Annotated in this window: 14 protein-coding genes and 1 pseudogene; 4 read left to right on the plus strand and 11 right to left on the minus strand. The window is 42.3% G+C overall.

The features are described 5' to 3' along the window. Positions 1-2,259 carry an ATP-binding protein gene (locus tag VB732_RS28130; protein ID WP_323234167.1) on the plus strand — a complete coding sequence of 753 codons (2,259 nt, stop codon included), beginning with the start codon at positions 1-3 and terminating at the stop codon, positions 2,257-2,259. 108 nt (positions 2,260-2,367) lie between these two features. On the opposite strand, the gene fabD is transcribed toward VB732_RS28130, so the two are convergent. The 4 genes from fabD to VB732_RS28150 all read right to left on the minus strand — a co-directional run bounded on the left by fabD (position 2,368) and on the right by VB732_RS28150 (position 7,198). After that, positions 2,368-3,249 carry an ACP S-malonyltransferase gene (gene fabD / locus VB732_RS28135; protein ID WP_323234168.1) on the minus strand — a complete coding sequence of 294 codons (882 nt, stop codon included), beginning with the start codon at positions 3,247-3,249 and terminating at the stop codon, positions 2,368-2,370. A gap of 101 nt (positions 3,250-3,350) precedes the next feature. Further along, a complete protein-coding gene (locus VB732_RS28140; protein WP_323234169.1) occupies positions 3,351-4,343 on the minus strand; it encodes a beta-ketoacyl-ACP synthase 3 in 993 nt (330 codons plus the stop codon). Positions 4,344-4,462: 119 nt separating this feature from the next. Further along, positions 4,463-5,485, minus strand: coding sequence for a phosphate acyltransferase PlsX (gene plsX / locus VB732_RS28145; protein WP_323234170.1), 1,023 nt, complete (start codon positions 5,483-5,485; stop codon positions 4,463-4,465). Between the two features lie 231 nt (positions 5,486-5,716). Continuing rightward, positions 5,717-7,198 (minus strand): leucyl aminopeptidase, encoded by a 1,482-nt coding sequence (locus VB732_RS28150; protein ID WP_323234171.1) that lies wholly within the window; start codon positions 7,196-7,198, stop codon positions 5,717-5,719. On the opposite strand from VB732_RS28150, the gene VB732_RS28155 reads away from it, so the two are divergent. The 3 genes from VB732_RS28155 to VB732_RS28165 are packed head-to-tail and all read left to right on the plus strand — an operon-like array spanning position 7,197 to position 7,931. Beyond that, positions 7,197-7,340 carry a hypothetical protein gene (locus VB732_RS28155; protein ID WP_323234172.1) on the plus strand — a complete coding sequence of 48 codons (144 nt, stop codon included), beginning with the start codon at positions 7,197-7,199 and terminating at the stop codon, positions 7,338-7,340. The genes VB732_RS28150 and VB732_RS28155 overlap by 2 nt on opposite strands. A 40-nt stretch (positions 7,341-7,380) precedes the next feature. Next, a complete protein-coding gene (locus VB732_RS28160) occupies positions 7,381-7,740 on the plus strand; it encodes a type II toxin-antitoxin system RelE/ParE family toxin (protein ID WP_323234173.1) in 360 nt (119 codons plus the stop codon). 5 nt (positions 7,741-7,745) lie between these two features. Next, on the plus strand, positions 7,746-7,931 hold the full coding sequence (locus tag VB732_RS28165) for a hypothetical protein (RefSeq protein ID WP_323234174.1): 186 nt from the start codon (positions 7,746-7,748) through the stop codon (positions 7,929-7,931). A 140-nt stretch (positions 7,932-8,071) separates the two neighbouring features. Here the strand turns inward: VB732_RS28165 and VB732_RS28170 are convergent, their stop codons facing one another. The 7 genes and pseudogenes from VB732_RS28170 to VB732_RS28200 form a co-directional block, all read right to left on the minus strand. Then, a complete protein-coding gene (locus tag VB732_RS28170) occupies positions 8,072-9,241 on the minus strand; it encodes an EcsC family protein (RefSeq protein WP_323234175.1) in 1,170 nt (389 codons plus the stop codon). 200 nt (positions 9,242-9,441) lie between these two features. Beyond that, on the minus strand, positions 9,442-10,734 hold the full coding sequence (locus tag VB732_RS28175) for a hypothetical protein (protein WP_323234176.1): 1,293 nt from the start codon (positions 10,732-10,734) through the stop codon (positions 9,442-9,444). A gap of 186 nt (positions 10,735-10,920) precedes the next feature. Further along, a complete protein-coding gene (gene prmA / locus VB732_RS28180) occupies positions 10,921-11,841 on the minus strand; it encodes a 50S ribosomal protein L11 methyltransferase (RefSeq protein ID WP_323234177.1) in 921 nt (306 codons plus the stop codon). 71 nt (positions 11,842-11,912) lie between these two features. Beyond that, positions 11,913-13,493, minus strand: a complete 1,581-nt coding sequence (gene serA / locus VB732_RS28185) for a phosphoglycerate dehydrogenase (protein ID WP_323234178.1) — start codon at positions 13,491-13,493, stop codon at positions 11,913-11,915. A gap of 853 nt (positions 13,494-14,346) precedes the next feature. Continuing rightward, the gene (locus VB732_RS28190) at positions 14,347-14,511 is read right to left on the minus strand and encodes a diguanylate cyclase domain-containing protein (RefSeq protein ID WP_323234179.1); all 165 of its coding nucleotides are present in this window, start codon (positions 14,509-14,511) and stop codon (positions 14,347-14,349) included. Between the two features lie 213 nt (positions 14,512-14,724). Next, the gene (locus VB732_RS28195) at positions 14,725-15,579 is read right to left on the minus strand and encodes a bifunctional class I SAM-dependent methyltransferase/HIT family protein (RefSeq protein WP_323234180.1); all 855 of its coding nucleotides are present in this window, start codon (positions 15,577-15,579) and stop codon (positions 14,725-14,727) included. Positions 15,580-15,854: 275 nt separating this feature from the next. Next, a pseudogene (locus VB732_RS28200) lies at positions 15,855-16,164 on the minus strand (hypothetical protein); the annotation flags it as partial.

The raw sequence follows: 16,164 nt of genomic DNA on the forward strand, positions 1-16,164 counted from the left end.
ATGCTTACCCAATTTAGACAAACCCTTCAGAAACAATGGTGTGTCCGTTTCGTTAAGAGTCGCCCCACCTCACTTACCCATAAAACACTAATTAATATGGCATTGCGAGTAACGATAGTGGTACTCATGTCTGCTGGGGTAAGCTATGTTCATGTCATATCCCGTTTGGAAGCCCAAACCCAAACCCAACTAGAAAAGTACATCAGTGGACGGGGAGAGCGAGAAAGCAGCATCTTTCAACTTGCACAGGATAACCTTGCAATGCTTGGCGATCGCCTTTTGCTGGAATTCAAGCAACCTAATAATATTGATTTCCAGGCGGAATTTAAGCGGCAGTATTTTTCCTGGAACGATGGTACTATACGCAATTTTCCTCAAAATCGACCGAGTAAAGATTTTGATTCAACTCGATATGCGGGATTATTCATTGGTCGAAATGTGCAAATGACTGAAGAACTAAAGCAGCGTATGCTAAAGGCTCATCCAGTGATTAGTGCTTACGGGGCTGCTTGGTCTAATCGGTTTATCGATACCTATTTTCTGACACCAGAAAATGCAGGGATTAACTACTGGAAAGGAGTGCCGTTCACGTTGGAAGTACCGCCTAATCTCTATAACCCGAAGGAGGAATATTTTTATATTGCCGATCCTCAACATAACCCGGCGCGATCGCCTAAGTGGACAGGTGTTTATCTCGATCCAAGTGTAAATATCTGGATGGTTTCAGCAATTGTACCTGTCTATGAGGGCGATCGCTTCCTGGGTATTCTGGGACATGATGTGGTCTTAACCGATCTGATGGAGCATACAATCCAGGATCAATTACCAGGCACTTATAATCTAATTTTTCGCTCAGACGGTCGTTTAATTGTCCATCCCCATCGGACTGCGGAAATTCAGCAAGCTCAAGGTCAGCTAAAAATCGATACAATCAACGATCCTCATCTCAACCGCATTTTTCAGCTGGTGACAAACGCTCAACCAAAAACCCACGTCCTTGAAAATAGCCAAGACCGTGAATACTTGGCAGTGACACGCTTACAAGGCCCAGATTGGTATTTTGTCACAGTCTATCCCAAATCATTGCTATCGGGAGCAGCATGGGATACGGCTCAATTTATCTTAATTTCTGGTGCAGTGGCGCTGCTGGTTGAAGTGTTATTGCTCTTCTCGGTGTTGCAACAACAAATCGCTAAACCCCTCAAGCAATTAACGGCAGCTAGTAACCAACTTGCTAACGGTGATTTTGCGATTAATCTCGATACCATGCGACAGGATGAATTGGGGGGACTTGCTAGTTCTTTCAACAGCATGGCAAGTCAGTTAAAGACTTCTTTCATCCAATTAGAACAGGTAAACAATGCCTTAGAGCGAAGGGTTAATGAACGGACAACAACATTACAACAGACACTTGAAGAACTACGTCGTACCCAAGCTCAGATGATCCAGAGTGAAAAAATGTCAGCCTTGGGGCAACTCGTCGCAGGCGTGGCACATGAGATCAATAATCCTGTCAGCTTCATTTACGGCAACCTCACCTATGTACAAAATTACGCCCAAGATTTATTGGAATTTATTCAACTGTATCAGTATCACTATCCTAATCCAGTCGCTGAAATTCAAACATCCTCTAAAGAATTGGATTTGGAATTTATTCGAGATGATCTGCCTAAGCTCTTATCCTCAATGGAAATTGGCACTAATCGTATTCGTGAAATTGTGCGATCGCTCCGCAATTTCTCCCGTTTAGATGAATCTGAATTTAAGGCGGTTGATATTCATGAGGGTATTGATAGTACTTTATTAATTTTGCAACATCGTCTGAAAGAGCAACCGCAGCGTCCAGTAATAGAAGTGGTAAAAAACTATGGAAAATTACCTCTTGTAATCTGTTACCCAGGACAACTCAATCAGGTATTTATGAATATTCTGTCTAATGCAATTGATGCCTTAGAAGATGCAAATCAGCAACGCACGCCTACAGAAATTGTTTCATATCCCAACACAATTTGGATTCAGACTCAGTTGGTATCAGAAAACCAAATCATGATTGCGATCGCAGATAATGGTCTCGGAGTTCCAGACACAATTATAACAAGGTTATTTGACCCCTTTTTCACGACTAAAGAGGTGGGTAAAGGATCTGGATTAGGCTTAACTATCAGCTATCAAATTGTGACTGAACTGCATCAAGGCAAACTTGATTGTAATTCCACACTAGGGAAGGGTACAGAATTTGTTGTAACTCTACCTATATAAGCCCAAAACCCTCATGTAGAGACGGCGATTTATCGCGTCTTGAAAGACCAATTATCTACACCAATAACCTTTAATTCAAGCGCATTGCCTCATATCTCAATAAAAAAATTAAACAGGTAAATTAGCAGCACTCTGGATATTTTCTAATATTAAGTCAGGGCTACTACGTTTAATCAAGCCAGTTAAGACTTTACCAGGGCCAACTTCTACTACTCGCTGGATACCGTTAGCTGGTAATTGCAGACAAATTTCTCGCCATCTTACAGAACCAGTCATTTGTTTATTTAGGCGCTGCTTTAAAATCTTGCCATCAGTAGAAGGAATTGGTTCTACATTAGACAACACTGGGACAGTAGCTGGCTGAAATTCCACAGATTCTAAAATGTCTTGGAATTCCGCAGCCGCAGGTGCGATTAAATGTGAATGAAATGCTCCAGAAACTTTTAAGGGAGTAGCACGCTTGGCTTTCACTTGAGTCATCACTGCTTGTACAGCTTCAGTCGTGCCTGAAATTACTACCTGAGTGGAACTATTATCATTTGCTATGACTACATCAGGGGTTTCGGCAATGACTTTTTCTAACTGTTGGTGGTCAAAGTTCATCAAAGCCGCCATCATTCCACCGACGGCATTATCCATGAGTTCTGCACGACGCTTGACTAGATATAAACCAGCCGCCCACTCAAAGACACCCGCTACATACAGGGCAGAATATTCTCCCAAACTGTGACCGGCAACTAAATCTGGCTGTTGTCCTCGTTCTCGCAAAAGATCAGCAAGAATGCTTTCTATCACATAAAGACTTGGCTGAGTGTATAGCGTCTGTGATAACTTTGCTTCTTCGTTCTGACAGATTTCGGTTACAGACCAACCCAAAATTTCCTCAGCTTGGGCAAATTTGTCTTTAGCGGATGGTATATCTAATAAATCTACTCCCATTCCCAATGCTTGAGAACCTTGTCCGGGAAACACCCATGCAGTTTTAGTCATTTGTCATTTGTCATTTGTCATTGGTCATTGGTCATTTGTCATTGGTCATTGGTCATTTGTGAATAACAAAGGACAGAGGACTAATGACAAAGGACAATATATTATCTTCCCCATTGAAAAATTGCTGCGCCCCAGGTAAGACCGGCACCAAAGCCTGATGTAGCAATGATGTCATTGGGTTTAATTTTACCTTGTCGTACTGCTTCATCTAAAGCTAAGGGAATGGAAGCAGCAGAGGTATTACCATACTGAGCCAGATTACTTATAACTTTATGTTCTGGGATATTCAGGCGTTGAGCAACAGCATCGATAATGCGCTGATTGGCCTGATGTAACACTAGCCAATCTATTTGGTCAACGTTGAGGTTGGCTTGAAATAAAGCTTTATCTATAATTTCTGGCACTTTTTGGACAGCAAAGCGATAGACTTCTTTGCCGTTCATCGTAATCGGTTGATAAGTGCCTTTGGTGATATTTACATCGGGGAGCAATTCTTGGGAAGCACCTGTATAAGCAAGGTTAAGGTGATGGTTTTGAGTGCCATCACTTTTAAGGGCAAATCCTAATAAGCGATCGCTTTTGTCAGCCTGTAATACTACTGCCCCTGCACCATCGCCAAATAATACACAAGTGCGCCGATCTTCCCAATCCACCCAGCGAGAGAGGATATCTGCCCCGATCAAAAGTACATTCTTATATACACCTGTTCTAATGTATTGGGCTGCTGTAACCAGACCAAACACAAAGCCAGAGCAGGCTGCTGTCAAGTCAAAGGCGACTGCGTTGGTGGCTCCTAATTGCGCCTGGACTTTACAAGCACTACCAAACAAATCATCAGGGGTGGAAGTCGCTAGCAGAATCAGGTCTAGGTCTTCTGGTCTAATTCCCGCAGCTGCGATCGCCTGACTGCTGGCGGCTGTAGCAAGTCCACTCAAAGACTCAGATGGCACAGCTAATCGTCGTTGACGAATTCCTGTTCTTGTGGCAATCCACTCATCTGAGGTTTCAACTAGTTCACTCAATGTCTGGTTGTGTAGGGAAGCTGCTGGTACTGCCGAGCCACTTCCGGTAATTGCTACGCCTAAGTTTTGCACTCCTAATCTCCTAAGCTATCAGCTTTTGTCCTTTGTCATTTGTCCTGTGTCATTTGTCCTGTGTCAGTTGTCAGTTGTCCTTTCTCCTTGACAAATGACCAATGACTAATGACTAATGACTAACTGCCCTCGCGCTCTAGGATATATTGGGACTGAATTCGTTGTAATACTTGGTTGTCAACGGCTTCTTTGGCCATGCGAATTGCATTAAAAATTGAAGGTGCTTGTGAGCTACCGTGACCGATAAAACAAACTCCTGCCACGCCTAACAGCAAAGCACCACCATGTTCTGCGTGATCCATTCGCTGCTTAACTCGCTTCAGGTTTGGTTTTAAGATTGCGGAACCAATTTGACCATGCAATCCTTGAGGCAATTCTTCGCGTAGAATTTGCAGAATCACTTCTCCAACGGCTTCGGCAAATTTTAATAGTACATTGCCTACGAAGCCATCGCAGACAATCACATCAAAGTGACCGGAAAGCACATCACGCCCTTCGGCATTGCCAATAAAATTAATTTGAGAATTTTCGCGGAGTAGTTGGTGGGCGCGAACGGCTGCATCATTGCCCTTAGACTCTTCTTCTCCGATATTCAATAAACCCACTTTCGGTTCGGCTGTACCTAAAACATACTGGCTGTAAGCCGATCCCATGACGGCGAACTGCTCTAAAAACTTCGGACGGCAATCTACATTTGCGCCGACATCAAGTACTAATACTGGCTTGCCAGCAACAATTGTTGGAAAAACAGTCCCGATTGCTGGACGGTCAATTCCCGGCAATCGTCCTAACCGGAGTAAAGCTGATGCCATCGCTGCCCCAGAGTGGCCGGCAGAAAATACAGCATCAGCCTTTTGTTGCTTGACTAAATCCATCGCCACATTGATAGAAGCCTTGCGTTTGCGTCTAACTGCATTTAAAGGCTCCTCATCCATTGCGATCGCTTCTTCAGCAGTCACGATCTCCATCTGCCCTAAATTAGTTTTTGGTGGCAAGGCAGCTTCTATCTGTTGGGGATCACCAACTAGTAATATGTCTACACCTAATTCTTCCCTTGCTCGCAGTGCGCCAGCAACGATTTCACCGGGTGCGTGATCCCCTCCCATTGCGTCAATTGCGATCCGTACACGAGTCGATCCCATTGCTCAGAGCTTTTAGAAACCTTATAAATTTTACCAGATGGCTTTGCCGAAAAAGCTTAACTTTCTGACTGCCAAATTATTTCTGTTACTATTGCAACAATTTTTGCTGGCAAGCTCAAGATAGCACGAATTGGGAATTGGGAATGGGGAATGGGGAATTGGGAACTGGGAATTGGGAATTGGTATTTTTCCCCCTACTCCCTGCTCCCTGCCCCCTGCCCCCTGCCTCTTCTACTCCCCACTCCCTTCTACCCAGCTAACTAGCGTCCGAACGCCGTAGCCGGTTGCGCCGGCGCTGTTGTAGCCATTTTCTTTATCTGTCCACACTGGGCCGGCAATGTCTAAGTGCGCCCAAGGTGTCTCTTTAACAAATTGCTTGAGGAAAAGGGCAGCAGTAATTGCACCACCTGGGCGCGGGCCAGTATTTTTCATGTCTGCTATACCAGACTTTAGCCCTTCAAAATATTTTTCTTCCATTGGCATTCGCCAAATCTTTTCTCCTGAAGTTTGGGCAGCTTTCTCGATCTGGGAAGCTACGTCATCATCGGGAGTGTACAAACCAGCAATATCATCACCCAAGGCGATGATGTTAGCACCGGTTAGAGTGGCTAAGTCTACGATCGCATCTAATCCCAATTTTTCGGCATACACCAAGGCATCTGCTAAGGTTAAACGTCCCTCAGCGTCGGTGTTGTTCACTTCGATTGTTTTGCCGTTTGATGCGGTGAGAACATCTCCAGGGTGCATGGCGCGACCGCTAATCATGTTTTCCGCTACTGCCGAGATAAAGTGAACTTCAACATCTGGCTTAATTTGAGCAATTGCTTTTGCCGCGCCCAAGGTAGCCGCCGCGCCGCCCATATCCATTTTCATGGTTTCGATGCCGCTACCAGCACCTTTGATATTCAGTCCGCCGGAATCGAAAGTTACACCTTTGCCAATAATTGCTAGTTTCTTTTTGGGTGTACCTTCTGGCTTGTAAGTCAGGTGAATGAATTTAGGTGGCAGTTCGGAACCTTGCGATACTCCCAAAAAAGCACCCATTCCTAACTTTTCACAGTCTTCTTTTTCCAGAATTTCTACTTGTAAACCGTGATCCTTAGCGATCGCTTGGGCAGTTTCGGCTAAAGTAATTGGTGTTACCGCGTTCGCTGGCGCTGCTACTAACTGTCGTGCCAAATTTACCCCGGAAACGATTTGATTGGCGCGGGTGATGGCGGCTTCTTGTCCACCGAAACCTAGCAAATCTACGCTTTCGATTTGCGATCCTTTCTCTTCGGGTTCTGATTTAAAACGAATATCTTGATAAAGCGCTAATTCTACACCTTCTGCGATCGCTTGGGCGCTGGCTGCTGGATCGTTATTCCATAATGGAAAACTAAATCCTAGAATTTTGCTTTTTTGCTTTTTTCCTACCCTAGCTACAGCCGCCGCCGCGCGTCGCAAAGTCTCAAGTTTTAGTGCATCTGGTTTACCCAAACCTACCAAAATCAATTTACGCACTGGGCTACCAGCATTTACACGAGTGAAGATAGTACTGCTGGCTTTACCTTTAAATTCTTCTTCTGCAATTAGTTCTTTTAATACCCCAGAAAACTTTTGATCTAAAGTTGCCAGTTCTCCAGTTAACTCTACTGCATCTTCAAATAATCCAATCGCTAAACTATCGCCTGCCCACTCTAGCAAAGGCTTATCACTAGGTTGAATTGTCATGTTGGGATTTTGTGTAAATATTCCTTCCTGTACCAGTATTGCTCAAAATTCTGGTTTCATGGTGACGGGAGTGGGCAATGGGGGAGATGAGGGAGCAGGGGCCAGTAGCTATAATGTTAGCGCTGAGAGTGTCAATCGATAATACGCTTGAAAATGTATGAAGTTTTAACCATAATAAATTAGTGGAATGGCAAGTTGAGTTTCATGATGATTTCGAGTCTGAGTTCAATGCTTTACCTCAAGAAGTAAAAAATGAGTTGCTTGCTACGGCTCAGGTATTAGAAATGTTTGGCCCACAAGCAAAACGTCCTCATGTTGATACGCTTAAAGGGTCGAACTACGGAAATATGAAAGAGTTACGATTCTCAGCTTTTGGTGGTGTTTGGCGTGTGGCGTTTGCTTTTGACCCATTGAGGCAAGCTATTTTATTGGTAGCAGGTGACAAATCCGGCGTTAGCCAAAAACTTTTTTATAAACACTTAATTCAAAAGGCTGATGCACGGTACAAGAGCCATCTTAACAAACTAAAAGAAGAAAGGTAAGAAGAATGGGCAAAAGCCTAAGAGAAAAAATTAAAGAACAACCAATAGAAAACCAAATAAAAATTGAAAGCCGCGCTCAGGAATTAATAGCTCAGGAATTAACTAGGCAAAAACTTAGATTAGATAAAAGGAAAAGGTTAAAAAAAAGAGAGGTAGTTATATTTGGGAAAAAAATAATGATAGAACATTAATTTAATAAAACACTAGAAAAGCCTGCCAAGCTGTTGGAGTTTGGCAGGCTTTAAAGTTGTTATTAAAAATGGCTAGTTTTGTGTCTGACAATAGTAATCTGCGCTCATAACTCCACTTTTTACCTCCTCTACCTAATGCACTATGCCCCAATTCCATTTGTATCAATATCAAATTTATTGGCGATCGCTTCGATGATTTTTTGTTCAGCTGGTGTAATCTGATTGTCAAGCTGGGCAATTTTTTTACACTGAGCTAGCAAAGGTATGGCAAAATCACGGTTTAACTGATTGAGCAGTCTATCTAAAGGCTGGGGTGATTTGATATTTTTGGCAATGGCATCCAACGAGGTAGGATTGAGGTTTAAAGCTTTTAATTCTGGTAAAATTTCTGTCCAGGTCTTTTCTGGATGGCTAGCTAGGATCATGTGAACTAAGATTTGATCCATGATGGGTTGTTGAGCGATCGCACTTTCTAGATACTGTTCACTCTCTGCTTTTAATGTTGCCAAAGTCTGTGGCGATGTAAGGGAAGTTGATTCATCTAGTTTGGCCTCGTAAAATCGACAAGCAGCATAGCCCAATGAATAAATCATCGTCGCATTTGAACTACCTGCGATCGCAGCACCCGCCAAGGGCACATTTCGCAGTAAGCCTAATCCCGCAGCTTTCAAAAGACGACCTCCACCCAAGGCCAAACCAAAAATTGCCAAAATTTCACCTTTCCGGGCAGGATCTTTTAAATCTAGCCCGTAGACAGATGCAATTTGATAAAGCATTTCTGACTGCAATTTAGTTGTCGCTGTTAAATCAATTGCTAACAATGCAACTGCTATTCCCGGCAAAATACTAGTTGCTATTCCAACCGTAGCTGCATGAGTCGCTTTTTCCACCATGATTCGGTGAGCAATCTGGCTGGGTAATTCATTGGGATACTTTTGCTTGAGCTTATTTACCGCCTCTTCTGCTTTTTCCAAATCAACAAGGTTGTTATCATTAATTAGCCAATTTAGATTTAATACTCCAGATAGTTTTCTAATTAGCCAATTTTCACTGAGGCGATTCACAACCTGACCACTGCTTTGAGTTGTTTCCTCAATGAACTTGTGTGTTTGTTTTGCTGTCGCTTCTCCTGCTTCTATTGCTGTGTCTAAAACTGCTTTGCCAGTCTGAGCAACAGTTGTAAAAAAAGATTCTAATGCAGACGGTTCATTTTCTACTGATGATTGAGCCTGGATTTTGATTTCTGAAGTTTCTTTGGGTGAATTAACTGATTTCTTGACTACTATTTCTGATTGGGGTTTATCTGCCATTACTTGACACCATCTTGTAAAGCCTCTTTTAACTTTTAACGAATTATCGGCGGCTATACATCTCTCTATAAACGTAAATCTCAGGAAAACCTCTCCTTTGACTTATCAAAGAAGATTCCTTCTTCCCCCTGCTCCCTTCCCTCTGCTCCCTGCCCCCTGCCCCCTGCCCCCTGCCTCCTGCCCCCTGCCTCCTGCCTCCTTCAATGATTTTGATTGTTTGAGATTACAGTACTGGTTTTGTCGTTTTCTAGTTCTCTCATTAAAGAATCAAAACCACTAGCGTTATTTCCACCTTTGGACAATAAAGACTGAATTTTATTTACGATCGCACTCATATTATCAGAGAAAAATCTGCCAAGATTACTGACAAAGTTTTTCAGCTTATCAAATATATTAATGTCTACAGTGGAATACTTATTGACGATTGGGTATACAATTTTTCCTTTTTCAGTTTCATAGTATTCTTGCTCAGGCATCAACATAGATGTAAGTGGTTGCACCTGTTTTGCCATATCTGCTTCAGTTCGTTTATGGGTGAGGAATAAAACATCATAAACTTTTCCGTTCCAGCTAGCCCAATAATGGTTTTGGAAGAACCACCGTTTACCATCATCACAATTTGGTTTTTTACCTTGGTATGGTGTCACTCCAGCTTCAGTTAAAAAAGGTTTAGCAATGCTTTCAACTGTTATTTTCTCAATGCCAAAATATTCTTCTGCAACCTTTTTAAAAGCACGGGCTAATGTCTGACAATCTCCTTCTGGAGAGCCTTTTAAGAGAGTTTCTTGGCTCTTACTCACCATTGTGTATTGAAATTGGATATTTCCAAAGTTTTTGAATAATTGTTCCAGGATTTTATCTTCTGGCAATGTGTGATCTATGCCATTTACTAATGTTTTGGCTAGTGAGTACTCTTGTAAGAATTTTTGTTTTTTATCTGCTGCTAATATTTGTTTAGAGTTTGCTTGTTCGTTGCTGCTACTTGGTAGGTTAGTCTGCTGTCCTTCCTGCTTTTGCAAAGTAGGTGAATTAATTTGGTTGACTACAGAAGTAGCTACTCTATCAGCTTCTTGCTCATACTGATCTCCTGCTTGACCAATAGTGAGTTTTGGCTGTATTAGGGGTTCCATTTGTACCAGCGACACAGTATCAGTACGTCTGATCGCCATTTTGTCAATGTTATGACCAAACTGCAAAGAGTGTTCTTTTCCTTGCTGCAACGACTCATTCATCTTTGCCTGTAATACTGTGAGTCGTTCCTGTCCCTCTGGCGTGATTGTACCGTGCTTGGCTTGGATTTTGAGTTTTGTTGCCTCAAACTGATCCTGTTGAAATTCTTGATTCTCAACTTTTGCCTGTACTATAGGCTTCTGGGAGCCAAATTGAGAGTGAGTAGTTAATAGGTGCGATTGCAACTGACCTTGCTCTGACTTAGAAGCGGATGAGTCAGCTTTTTTGTGGATTTGTAGCCGTTCTTTCATCGCAGGGTTCAAAAGTCAATAGTGGGTAATCTATATATTATGTCACTTCAGATTGCTTGATTACTTATACTTAAGTCGAATAATGTGAAAACGCATTATCCATTTTTTTATAAAACTGACGCTAACCATAGCCGAAATCTTAATTTTCAGGTAGGAGCAATTTATGGATTGCGCCTACAGTGTTTAGTTTTGGGTAGCTTAAGAACGCCGTACATTCAAGCAACACCATTCTTTTCGTTTCCACAGGGTAGCAACGACCCAACCATGTTTTTCTAAAGCGTCAGCAACAGCTTTAGATTGTTCTAGTAAAATACCACTGAAGATTGCCCAAGTTTCAGGTTTAGCGATCGCACTCATTTCTGGAATTAACTCAATAATCACATTAGCCAAAATATTGCAAACTATACCGTCCACTGGTTTCTCAAGCAGTTTCGTTAAAACATCTACACTTCCCAGTGCTGGTAGTAAACGTTCTGAGCCAATGTCATTCAAGACACCATTACTGATAGTTGATTGCACCGCCAAAGGGTCATTATCTACTGCATAGACTTTTTCGGCTCCCAGTAGCAGCGCCCCAATGGAAAGGATACCAGAACCACAGCCAATATCTGCAATTACCAGATGTTCATGTTTACCACTATTACCCACAAATGACTGAGGAACTCCACTTAGCCGCATTTCTAGGGATTCCAAACATAACTGAGTCGTGGCATGGTTGCCCGTACCAAATGCTACACCAGGGTCGAGACGAATTACCAACCGTTCTGTTGTTTCTGGTAATGGTAGCCATGCGGGGTTAATTAGGAAGCGATCGCCGATTTCCTGCGGATGCCAATATTGTTTCCAGCTAGTCGCCCAATCTTCCTCATCAATTAACTGCCATTGCAGTGAAGGGGATGAAACTCCTACACAGAGGGCATCTTGACGTAGCCACAGCGATAGGGCTGCCAAATCTAGCAGCTGTGTTTGAATTGTCGATAGATAAGCCCTGACTAAAGATGAATTTCCTTTGTTTTCACTAGCTGTTCCCCGACAGCCAAAATCTTCCAGTCGCCAAAAGATCGAATCTTCTAGGTCTGGCTCACATAAAATCTGTAGTTCCCACCAGGTGTTTGCCATCTTTCAGAATTCAGGAGTCAGAATTCAGGAGTCAGGAGGAATTATTTCTTCTGGCTCCTGGCTCCTGACTTTTAAAGTGTTACTGTATACGCGTCCCGAATACCAGGGACTTTTATAATCTCATCCAAAATGCCCTCTGGTAAAGGGTCATCTATACTCAGAGCCATTACCGCATCACCACGGACGATTTTACGGCCTACTTGCATACTGGCAATATTCACATTAAAACTGCCGAGTAAAGAACCAAGTTTGCCAATAATCCCCGGCATATCGCGGTGCAGGGTAAACAGCATATATTTGCTGGGTGGGACGTTAATGGGGAAACCATCAACATCGGTTAAATGGATTTCCCGCTCACCCAACAAAGCACCGGTGACAGAGTGAGTACCTAAAGTACCCGTAGCTTCGAGATGAAGCGTTCCGGCATAGTCTCTGATGGAAGCATCGCGGGTTTCAATTACTCGAATTCCGCGTTCTTTAGCTTCTATGCTGGCATTGACGTAATTTACCCGTTCCCGCAAAGCTTGGTAAAGTAAACCTTTGAGGGCAGCTACTACCAAAGGCTGACTTTTGTTGGTTGCGAGTTCGCCTTGCAGACGAATATTGAGTACTTCCACCCGTCCGCCAGCTAGCTGTCCTACCAGATTACCTAGAGTTTCTGCTAGTTGCATGTAGGGTTTGAGTTCTTCCAACACATCGGGGCCGAGTCCGGGAATGTTGACAGCTGAACGCGCTGGTAGTCCTAAAAGGACATCCCGAATTTGTTCGGCAACATCAATAGCCACATTCACTTGAGCTTCGGCGGTAGAGGCTCCCAAGTGGGGGGTGAGAATCACTTCTTTACCTAGCGATCGCAATTCCGATTCACCAAGGGGTTCTGATTCGAACACATCTAAGGCTGCACCACCGATTTTACCCGCTTTCAAAGCTGCTGCTAAAGCTACTTCATCAATGATCCCACCACGAGCGCAGTTGATAATCCGGGCTGTGGGTTTCATCTTTGCCAAAGTTGTGGCATTGATTAAGTGGGTAGTTTCTGGGGTTTTGGGGATGTGTAGGGTGATATAGTCTGCTTGCTGGAAGAGTAAATCTAACTCTACCAACTGACAGCCAATTTGTTCGGCTCTTTCTGTAGAAATAAAAGGGTCATAAGCTAGGAGTTTCATTCCCATTGTCTTAGCTACAGCCGCAACATGGGAGCCAATTTTACCCAAACCGACAACGCCGAGAGTTTTTTTGTAGACTTCCGCGCCGACAAAGCTATTGCGATCCCACGCACCGCGTTTCACCGAGGCATTAGCATCGGGAATGTGGCGAGACAAAGCCAAAATCATTGCTAGCGCGTGTTCGGCTGCGGCAATTGTGTTTCCCTCTGGAGAATTGACTACTACAATTCCCCTGCGGGTGGCTGCGGGAACATCCACATTATCCACACCCACGCCAGCACGACCGATGATTTTTAGCTGAGTGCCGGCTTCAATGATTTCTTGAGTGACACGTGTACTAGAGCGAATCATCAGTGCGTCGTACTCACCAATAATTTCGAGCAGTTGGGCTGGTTTTAGACCTAGTTTGACATCAACGCTAGCAACTTGGGAAAGAATGTCAATACCAGCTTGATCAATAGAATCTGAGACAAGAACCTTAGACATGATTACTTCATTTAAAGCTACAGGTTTTGCTGCACAAGACTTTTTAGTTTAGTCTTTATCTGTCGCAATTCAGCAAAAATTATTCGTTTTAATATCAACTTAACCTTTACTTACGCTACGTGCTGATGGTATCGAAGCGCAAGTTGCTTCCGATGGGTACTTCCTCCTAAGTATTTGAAGATGAGTGGTTGTTTACACAACCCTGTCGCTAAATATAAAGCATTAATAGCACTAAGCACTTATATATTTATTAATAGTTAAGAGTTACCCAAATCCTATCAGCTTCAGCAATTTACTTAGTGGGGTAGAAACGCTTGTATTCTTTACTGGGCTGCAACTTTAGCTGAGGCAATCTCTGCACAACTAAGAAATAAGCGAGTCACTATTATATTTCTATAATGTAGGTTATTTTTCACTACCATAAATGGTATCACTTAGTCAAAGTAAAATATTTACATTATCAAGCTCGATAATCTAATACCATTTTGAAAAGGATTACCACGGATGGATTAATAGAACCCAGACAGAGATGGTAATTCCCAATCCAAAATCTAAAATTCAAAATGGTATAAACAGCCCTTTGTAGACATTGCTAGCAAAGAAATCGCTATAATCTGGCTTAGGGACTTCCAACTAAAAAAATATCCCATCCCTGCGGGACGCTACGCGATCGCTTTGGCGAGCAGGGGAAGTACGAGAGGAAGAATTTAACGATCATCATTCGCTCCCAAAATTGAATAATTTAATTTCTGGAAATTCCTTAACCAAAATATTTTCAACAAAAGCTAAAAATTAGGCATTGGTTAGATTTATGTATTTTTCGATAAACGATTGTTTAAATTTCTACATCTCATCAATTAGATTGCACGCGCTTGATGCAATTGCGCCCATGTAACTTAGCAGCATATAGCGCTTGATCTACTACTTGTAATAACTCATCAGTGGTTTTTCCATGATCTGGAAACACGGCCACTCCACCTGAAACCTTCGTATGTATTTCTTTACCTCCAGATTTCAACCGCGCAGCTTGAAATGATAACCGGATTTATTCGGCGTGGTGAAATGCTTTCTCTTGTGTCAGCCCTGGTAAAGCTAATACAAACTCTTCACCACCATATCGGCATACAATGTTTTAAATTTGAGTAAGTCATCATGTTCCAGTAATTTTTATAATTACTTGAAAGCGTTTAGGTTACAGCAGAATTTTGAATCCTGAATCATTACAGAAAAACTATTGTTTTTTAGGAATAACGTTCCTAATTCCACTTTTAGTAGAGACAGTATCACCTTTGTAGCGAGGGATGATATGAATACTGGCGTGCATAATATTTTGACCGGCAGATCGATTGATATTCATTCCTACATTAAAACCATCAGGTTCAAATTCTGCTTTGAGAATTTCTTGTACCTTGTTAACCATAAACCAGCAAGCAGATTGTTCTTTTAAAGGTAGTTCGAAATAATTGCTAACATGACGCTTGGGAATAACCAAAACATGCCCTTTACTTATTGGATACCCATCAAAAATAGCATAAGCAGTTGCTGACTCAGTTAATAATTTTAGATTTTTGTGGGGATTACAGAATATACAAGAATTAGCTGAATTTCGCTGATGATTATAGTGAGTATATTCATATACTTCCCGATATTCATCTAAGCAAATTGAATAAAAGGGAAGTTTAACGATACATTGATATGTTGGCTTTTTATGGACATAATGCTCTCTAAAACCTTCTTTTTTGATATCCCTTCTTACGGCGTAATAAGCTTTACCTCCTGGTTTTAATAAATAGGATATTTTCATAAGAACATTAGTTTGTTCTTCAGGGAATAAAACATTTAAAACATAAAAGCAAATTATTGTATCAAACTTATTATCAGGATATTCTGGAAAATAATAAGGGTCATAGGCTGTAATATCAAGACCTTTTTGGCGCAAAATTTTAACATCATTACCAAAGCCACAACCAAAGTCTAGTATTTTGCCTTGTAAAAGGTTTTTATTTAATAAAAGCTGTGCAGGAAATGATAAATAATTTCTATCGATCGCAGTAAGATGGCTGAACTGATTTTTTTGCTGTTTCATAGAATTTTGGTGCTGATGTTCCAAAATTATTATTCCCAGCATTTCTTGAGGTTATACGATGTCTACGATGGTCACTGAGCCAAGTCGAGTTGCGGGCTACGCCTAGTGTGCATCCCAGTTTTTATTATTCGATGAAATAATAAAATTTAATATGTCATTGCGAGGAGGAACGACGAAGCAATCCCAGCCTTGCGATTGCTTCGTCGTTCCTCCTCTCTACGAGACGCACTCGCGTTCGCAATGACGGATACAAAAATGGGATGCTCCCAAGAAGCCTACGCATCAGGGTCAATACCTAGCTCACGCAACTTAGCTGCTAATATATCAGCACGTTGCCGTTCCTGTTCAGCACGTTGGCTTTCCTGTTCAGCACGTTGGCGTTCTTGTTCAGCGCGTTGGCGTTCCTGTTCAGCACGTTGGCGTTCTTGTTGGGCTTGCTCACTGCTCCACAACAGTAAATTTCCTTCTGTATCCCACCAGCGCAGCCAGTTCATGGTTTGACATAATCTTTCGCCTTGCCAAATTCCGAGGAATAACTCTAACTCAGGAATCCAAAAGCGTCCATTAGCGTCTGCTTGCTGCAAA

Origin of the sequence: Nostoc sp. UHCC 0252, assembly GCF_034931145.1 — a bacterium.
In the GTDB taxonomy this organism is placed as follows: domain Bacteria; phylum Cyanobacteriota; class Cyanobacteriia; order Cyanobacteriales; family Nostocaceae; genus Nostoc.